The 7,830-nt window shown below is 64.3% G+C and carries 6 protein-coding genes; all 6 read left to right on the forward strand.

The annotated features are described in order from the left end of the window. The first annotated feature begins 145 nt into the window (after positions 1–145). The 6 genes from DESFRDRAFT_RS18790 (at position 146) to DESFRDRAFT_RS18815 (ending at position 7,714) form a co-directional block, all read left to right on the forward strand. Complete coding sequence (locus tag DESFRDRAFT_RS18790) at positions 146–1,807, forward strand: SGNH/GDSL hydrolase family protein (protein WP_005996610.1); 1,662 nt, start codon at positions 146–148, stop codon at positions 1,805–1,807. A gap of 30 nt (positions 1,808–1,837) precedes the next feature. Further along, a complete protein-coding gene (locus tag DESFRDRAFT_RS18795; protein ID WP_005996611.1) occupies positions 1,838–2,704 on the forward strand; it encodes an isocitrate lyase/PEP mutase family protein in 867 nt (288 codons plus the stop codon). Positions 2,705–3,113: 409 nt separating this feature from the next. Further along, positions 3,114–4,298: a hypothetical protein gene (locus DESFRDRAFT_RS18800; RefSeq protein WP_005996613.1), complete on the forward strand. Its 1,185-nt coding sequence runs from the start codon at positions 3,114–3,116 to the stop codon at positions 4,296–4,298. A gap of 3 nt (positions 4,299–4,301) precedes the next feature. Then, positions 4,302–6,236 (forward strand): hypothetical protein, encoded by a 1,935-nt coding sequence (locus DESFRDRAFT_RS18805; RefSeq protein ID WP_233489657.1) that lies wholly within the window; start codon positions 4,302–4,304, stop codon positions 6,234–6,236. A gap of 155 nt (positions 6,237–6,391) precedes the next feature. Then, positions 6,392–7,396 (forward strand): UDP-glucose 4-epimerase GalE, encoded by a 1,005-nt coding sequence (gene galE / locus DESFRDRAFT_RS18810; RefSeq protein WP_005996616.1) that lies wholly within the window; start codon positions 6,392–6,394, stop codon positions 7,394–7,396. A gap of 42 nt (positions 7,397–7,438) precedes the next feature. Next, a complete protein-coding gene (locus DESFRDRAFT_RS18815; protein ID WP_005996618.1) occupies positions 7,439–7,714 on the forward strand; it encodes a late competence development ComFB family protein in 276 nt (91 codons plus the stop codon). The last annotated feature ends 116 nt before the right edge of the window (positions 7,715–7,830 follow it).

Genomic DNA, 7,830 nt, shown 5'->3' on the forward strand with positions numbered 1-7,830 from the left:
GTAAGGTCTTTTTGGGAAAGTGAAAATTTTTGTCCTTCTCCCGTTAAAGTTTTTTGGGAGGGTGGGGGCTCGGGGGAGGGAACCCCTTTTTTCAAAAAGGGGTTCCCTCCCCCGATTCCTCTAACACACGCTTCAAGGAGTTCGGATGGCGGTTCGTGGCGGGCGCAGGTGGCTGTTCGTCTTGTGTGTGGTGCTGGTCAACGTGGCGCTTTTCGCCCTGCTCGACTGGGGCGCGGGGCTGATCCTGGCCCACCTGGAAGGCGGCGAGCCGCAGACCCGGATTTTCAACGCCGAAAACGGCCGCGACGCCGGCTTTGTCGTGCAGTACGACGAACATCTGGGGTATCGGCTCGTGCGCCACGACGCCGACCCCAGCCGTTTCGAGGATTCCGCCGGCAAGACCGTGCCCGTGGCCAAGGCTCCGGGCGTTTACCGCATCCTGTGCCTGGGGGGCTCCACCACCTACGGCGTGGGCGCGGACAAGACCAATTCCTTCCCGGCCCAGCTCGAGGACCTGCTGACGCGCGTCTACGGCGGCTGCAAGGTGCGCTTCGAGGTCCTGAACCTCGGCGTCATGGGCTACCACAGCTGGCATTCCCGCATCCGCTTTCGGACCGAGCTGGCCAAGCTCAAGCCCGACCTCGTCATCGCCATGGACGCGGTCAACGACCTGGCCGCCAGCACCCTGGCCGACGACTCGGCCGCCTTTGCCAAGGAAAAGAACAAGCTTTTGAGCCTGGCCAATGCCGGGCGGCAGGGCGGCTTCCTCGAGCGCACTGATCGGTATTTGGACACCCACGTCAGCCTCTACGCCCTGGTCAAACGCTTTGCCGCCAAGGTCGGCGGCCTGGCCGGGCAGGGGAGAAAGGCCGATGATCCGGCCATATTTCGCAAGAAAATCGAGCTGTTCGGCTACCGCGACAACATGAAGGCCCTGGCCGACATGGTGCGCAAGGATGGCGGGGAGTTCGTGCTCGTGGACTATCCCTGGCTGGCCATGGACCCGTTGCCGGGGAATGCGCCCAAGGTGGTCCGCGACGCCTCCACGCCGCTGTACCGCTTCGGCAAGACCTACTTCCCCGAGGCCAATGCCGCGGTCGCCCGGCAGGATGGCGCGTTCGTGCTCAATCCCCAGCCCGATTTCGACGCGGCCGTGGCCGCCGACGTGGCCCGGGCCGGGCAGTATTATTTCGACGAGATCCACCTGACCAAGCTCGGCAACCAGTTGCTCGCCCGGGACATCGCCGCCGGGCTGCCGGCCGTGCCGTCCTTTGCCCGGGCCGTGGCCGGCTGTTCCCCGGCCGAACCGGAAGCGGCGCTGGCCAATGCCGTGAAGCTCGACGACCCGCGCGTGGATTTCAAAAACGGCTGGCCGCGTCCGGGCGAAACCGCCGTGCCCCTGGCCGTGGCCGCCACGGACAACGTGGTCATCGGCCAAAGCGACGACTACCCCGGCCATGCCGTGGCCCGTTGCCTCGATCCCGCCCGGCCCGGCGCCATCACCCTGCGCGCCGGGGCCGCCTTCGCTCCGCGCCCCATGGCCCATACGCGCTACCCGGCCTTCTGGTATCCGCGCCTGGCCTGCGCCGCCGACCGGGTGGAAGCGGAAGCGGCCGGCCGCACCTTCTTCACCCTGGCCGGCGTGACGCCCTGCCGCTTCACCGACGTTTCCGCCCGGTTCGGCCTCGACCTGCCGGCCCTTGTCGCCGGCGACGCGATGACGGTGCGTCTTTTCGGCCATGCCCAACTCTGGTTGACCAACGGGAATCCGGTGTTCACAGGCGACGTCACGTCCCCCGGCTATTGAGGCCTTTTCACCGCAACCGAGGAATCTTCCATGAGAAAAACCACTCGTTTTCGGGATCTGCTGCATGCTCCGGAAATCCTCATGCTTCCCGTGGCCCACGATGCCCTCTCCGCCCTGGCCATCGCCCAGGCCGGTTTCTCCGCCATGAGCGTGGCCGGCTACGGCTCGGCCGGAAGCCTGCTCGGGCTGCCCGACATCGGGCTTTTGACGGCCACCGAGATGCTCACCCATTACGCCCACATCGTCTCGCGCGTGGACGTGCCGGTCATGGTGGACATCGATACCGGCTTCGGCGACGTCAACAACGTCATCCGCACCGTGCGCGAAGTGGAACAGCTCGGCGCGGCCGCGCTTTTCATCGAGGACCAGACCTATCCCAAGCGTTGCGGGCACATGGCCGGCAAGTCGGTGGTCCCGGTGGAAGAGTATCTGCCCAAGCTGAAAGCCGCCTTGTGGGCCCGCCGCGACCCGGATTTCGTCATCATGGCCCGCACCGACGCGGCCGCCGTGTACGGCATCGACGAGGCCATCCGCCGGGCCAGACTGTATGCGGAGACCGGCGCGGACATGGTCTTCGTCGAAGCCGTGACCACGGTCGAGGATATGCGCAAGGTCAATTCCTCGCTTGCCGTCCCGGTCATGGCCAATATGATCGAGGGCGGGCGCAGCCCGTTTCTGCCGGCTTCCGAGCTTCAGGAGCTCGGCTATGCCGCCGTGGCCTACCCCTGCGCCTCGGTCTTTACCGCCGTGCGGGCGCTACGGAAATGGGCCGGGCATCTGAAGGCCCACGGCACCAGCGCCGGTTTCGCCGGCCCGGACACCATGCTCGACTTCGAGGAGTATTTCCGCTTCATCGGCGCGGCGGATATCCGCGAACGCGAAAAGAAATTTTATTGAGTGAGAAGAGGGAAGGACGCAGGGAGGATGCCTCCGGCGGCCAGGGGAACCTTTTTGGAAAAAGGTTCCCCTGGACCCCTCCCAAAATTTTTGACGGCTTTGGCGGGCGGAGGGGCATAGGTCGGCGGGTGAGGTCGGTCCGCGTGGCGGACTGGCGGGCTTGCGCCCGCAGGGTGTGGCCGGAAACGGACCGGCGCAGCATGCCGCTTCGCGGCAAGCTCGCCGGCTCTGTTTCCGGCCACACGATGGCCATCGTCCCTTCGGGACGAAGGGGACAGAGAGTATGATCTCGTCCCCCCTTTAAAAGTTTTTGGGGAGGGTGGGGGCCCGGGGGAGGGAACCCCTTTTTTCAAAAAGGGGTTCCCTCCCCCGGTTCCTCCTCATCCTTCTCCACAAGGATGCTCACACCATGCAAAAGCGCACCATTATCGTGTCGGGGCTGGCCGCCACCTATCCGCTTGGCGGCGTGGCCTGGGACTATATCCAGTATCTCCACGGGTTTTATCGTCTTGGCCATGACGTGTATTATCTGGAGGACACGGGCGGCTGGGCCTATGATCCGTTCAACGTCACCTTTGTGGACGATTTGACCTATCATACGAAGTACCTGGGCGATTTTTTGGAGCGGCTCGATCCTGGGCTGGCCAAGCGCTTTTGCGTCATCGGCCCGGACGACCGGCACTGGGGCATGTCCGCCGAGGATCTGGCTGCGGTCGTTGGGCGCGCCGACGTCTTTTTCAATATTTCCACCACCTGCCAGTTGCGCGAGGCCTACGCGAAAATCCCGGTCAAGGTGCTCATCGACTCCGATCCGCTCTACACCCAGTCGAGCTTCCCGGATTATCTGGCCGGCACGGCCTCGGACGAGGAAAAGAAAAACATCGAGAACATGCGCCGCCATGACGTGTTCTTCTCGTTCGGGGAGAACGTGAACGAGGATTTCTGCACCGTGCCCAAGGGCATTTTCGACTGGATTCCCACCCGCCAGCCCATTGTGCTCGACGCCTGGGCCGGCGCGCCGGCAAAGCCCGCCCGCGACGTGTTCACCACAGTGCTGTCCTGGCAGCCGACCCAGAAGGGGCCGCTGGTCGGCGGCGTGCAATACGGCGGCAAGAACATGGAATTCGAGAAGATGCTCGACCTGCCCCAAAAGACTCCGGCCACCCTCGAGCTGGCCCTTGGCGGCGGCAAGCCGCCGCGCGAGCTTTTGGAGGAAAAGGGCTGGAAGCTGCGTGACGGGTTTTCCATGTCCCAGACGCCCTGGGTCTACCGGGATTACATATGGGACAGCCTGGCCGAATTTTCCACCGCCAAGAATGCCTACGTGGCCACGCGGTCGGGCTGGTTTTCCTGCCGCACGGCCTGCTACCTGGCTTCCGGCCGGCCGGCCGTGGTCCAGGACACGGGCTACTCGCGCTTCATGGACGTGGGCGAGGGTGTGCTGGCCTTTGACGACGAGACCGGGGCCCTGGCCGGCATCGAGGCCGTGCGGTCCGACTGGGCGCGCCACTCCAGGGCGGCCAAGGCCTTTGCCGCCCGCTATTTTGATTCCGACACGGTGCTGGCGAAGCTCCTCGCCGACGCCTTGCGCTAATTCGTGAAATCACCGCTGCGTATGCTCAAACGGCATTTCCCGCTTTCGCTCGCTGTTGTCGTTGCGCTGTGCCTCGCCGCCGCGACGTGTCCGGCCGCCGGTTTCGGCGTCTCGCGCGATCATGGCGTTTTCTGGCTGACGCTGCCCGGCGGACCGCGCTTTTTTTCCATCGGCGCGGATACCGTCAACGGCGGCGACGTCCATTACAAGGACCACGGCTACTATTTCAAAAACTTTTATCCCGATGCGGCGGCCTGGGCGGCGGATACCCAGAAACGCCTCTACGCTTGGCGCTTCAACACGCGCGGCGGTTGGTCCGATCCCACGACGGCCATGACCCTGCCCCTGGTCCCGGAGATCGACCTCGGCCGCAACGCGCGCCTCCACTGGTTCGATCCCTTCGCCCCGGACGCCCTGGAAAAGACCATCGCCACGGCGCGCCGGCTCGTCGCGCCCTACAAGGACAATCTCGCCGTCATCGGCTACTTCACGGACAACGAGGTGGGCTGGTGGAACGCGCCGCTTTTCCGCTGGTACCTCGGCAACGAGTGGGCCGTGTATACCAAGCGCGTGCTCTGGCGCATGATCCACGACCACTACCAGGGCAAATGGGACCGGCTGCTGGCCGATTTCGTGCCCGGCGAGGGCGTGGCCTCCTTCGAGGACCTCAAAAAGGGCGGGGCGGTGCTGCACCTGCGTCCGGGCGGGCAGGGCATCCATCTTATCCAGCAATTTACCGCCGCCTGCGCCGGCCGGTATTACGAGCTGGTCTACAAGGCGCTCAAAACCGTGGACCCGGACCGGCTGGTCATGGGCGACCGGCTGCCGCTCTATTACAACCAGGACGCGGTGCTGGCCTCGCGCGGCCATCTGGACGTGCTTTCCACCAACTACAACGTGGACACTCCGGACGGCTGGGTCGCGCCGTATTATTTCAACGGCCTGGCCAGGTTGACGACCGCGCCGGTGCTCATTTCGGAATTTTTCTTCGCGGCCAACGAGAACCGGTCCGGCAACGTCAACAACGGCCATTTGATGCACGTGCAGACCCAGGCCGAGCGCGCGGCCGGGGCGGCGGCGGCGGTGCGCCACTTCGCGGCCTTTCAAAACGTCGCCGGCATCCACTGGTTCCAGTATTACGACGAGCCCTCGGGCGGACGCGGCGACGGCGAGAATTTCAACATGGGGCTCGTGGACATCCACAACAAGCCCTACGAACGCCTGACCGCCGCCCTGGCCCAGGCCAACGCCGCGGTCCCGGCCATCCATGCCGCAAGCGCCGGGACGCACACCCCGCCCCAGCCGGCGGTGATCCCCATCCACCCGGCCAAAGCGGCCGTGAACGTGACCGACGATTCCCTGGCCGACTGGCCGGACAAGGCCGCAACGCGCCTGCCCTGGTTTCACGTGCCCGCGCCGCATGTGCCTTTCGGCGACGTGCATCTTTCCTGGAGCCCGGACAGCCTCAACCTGTTCAATCTGGCCCAGAACTATGCCGATCTGTTTTTACTGGCCCATAACGGCGATTTTCCGGTGTCCGAGACCTACCAGATCCATTTGGAGGTCGACGCCGGAGCGGGCCTCAAGCATTTCGCCGCCTGCCTCGAGCCGCGCCCCCATCCCAAGTACAAGGGCCGCTTCGAGCTCGTGCCCCGGCTTTTCGCGGTGGACGGCCAGGGGAAGCTCACGGAGATCCCGGCCAAGGGCATCGTCCAGGTCCTTTCCAAGCCCCTGCCACACATTGCCGTGGAGATGCGGCTGCCGGCCGGACTGCTCGGCGTGGACAAACTCGCGCCCGGTATGCCGCTTAAGATGACGATTTACGCAACGACGTTTTACAGGGAAATGACCATGACCCTGGGTGGCGTGCCCACGGGCCACGGCAAGCGGAATGCGGCGCGGTCTCTTCCCGCGTCCGCGATCCTTTCGGGGAACTAGGTTGCAGGGATGGGGAGAAAAACGTGCGAGAGGGGAAACCCTTTAAAAAGGGTTCTCCCCTCTCGCGCTCTCCCCTTCCTCAATTTTTCAGGGTGTTAGTGACAACTTCCCTTCCATGGGACAACGTCAGATCTTAACGTGAAGGAACACCGAACATGGCCACGAACATTCTCGTTACCGGTGGCGCCGGCTACATCGGCTCCCATACCTGCAAGGCGCTCAAAGCGGCCGGATTTACCCCCGTCACCTTCGACAACATGGTCTACGGCCACGACTGGGCCGTCAATTGGGGACCGCTGGTGCGCGGGGATATCCTCAACAAGGGCGAGCTCGACGAGGTCTTTGCCGAGTACAAGCCAGCCGCCGTGCTCCATTTCGCCGCCTTTGCCTATGTCGGCGAATCCGTGGCCGATCCCGAGAAGTACTACCGCAACAACGTGGCCGGATCGCTGTCGCTGCTCTCGGCCATGCGCCGGGCCGGCTGCAAGCACATCGTCTTCTCCAGCACCTGCGCCACGTATGGCGCGCCCGAGCGGGTGCCCCTGACCGAGGACCATCCGCTGCGCCCCTTGAGCCCCTACGGCACGAGCAAGCTCATGATCGAGCAGATGCTGAGGGACTTCGACGCGGCCTACGGCATGACCTACACGGCGCTTCGCTACTTCAACGCGGCCGGGGCCGACCCGGACGGCGAGATCGGCGAGGACCACAATCCCGAGACCCACCTCATTCCCCTGGTCATTGCCGCGGCGCTCGGCCGCATCCCCCGGGTGGAAGTCTTCGGCACCGATTACCCCACGCCCGACGGCACGGCCGTGCGCGACTACATCCACATCGCCGACCTGGCCGATGCCCATATCCTGGCCGTGAAAAAGCTGCTCGATGGCGGCGCAAGCGCCGTCTACAATCTGGGCACCGGCACGGGCAATTCCGTGCGCGAGGTGATCCGGGCCGTGGAGAAGGTGTCGGGCAAGCCCGTGCCCATGGTGGAAGGGCCGCGCCGGGCCGGGGATTCGCCGGGGCTCTATGCCGATTCCGGGGCGATCATCCGCGAGCTCGGTTGGCAGCCCAAATATATGAACCTGGAAGCCATCGTGGAAACGGCCTGGCGCTGGCACGTTGCCCATGTGCCCGGCAAAATCAGTTGCAATATCCGCTAGGGCAGGTACAAAAAAAGCAAATCGTTCGTGAAGGGGGGCGGCATGGACTACGTTGCGCTTGGCATCGATTTTCATTCCATCCGCAACAAGAATGAGGAGCGGGTCATCAACCTCATTCCCGAGGTGCTGGCCGAATTTCCCGACTGCCCCCCCAACAGAACCAATATCGAAGACATCTACGCCCTGACGCTCAACCTGCTCCCGGCCCGCTATACCCAGTCCATCACCCTGGTCATCGACGAGCCCGTTACCGACGACGCCATCCGCCTGCGGCTGCGCGAAGCCATCCGCACCGTCCGCGCTCGACCGAATTTGTGAGAGGGTGAAAAGGCGCCGGGGGAAACCCTTTCTGGAGAAAGGGTTTCCCCCGGCGCCCCATCCCAAAGACTTTTAACGGTTACAGGATGCTGTCGATATCCATCTATAACCATTGA

The organism is Solidesulfovibrio fructosivorans JJ], assembly GCF_000179555.1.
GTDB classification, from domain to species: domain Bacteria; phylum Desulfobacterota; class Desulfovibrionia; order Desulfovibrionales; family Desulfovibrionaceae; genus Solidesulfovibrio; species Solidesulfovibrio fructosivorans.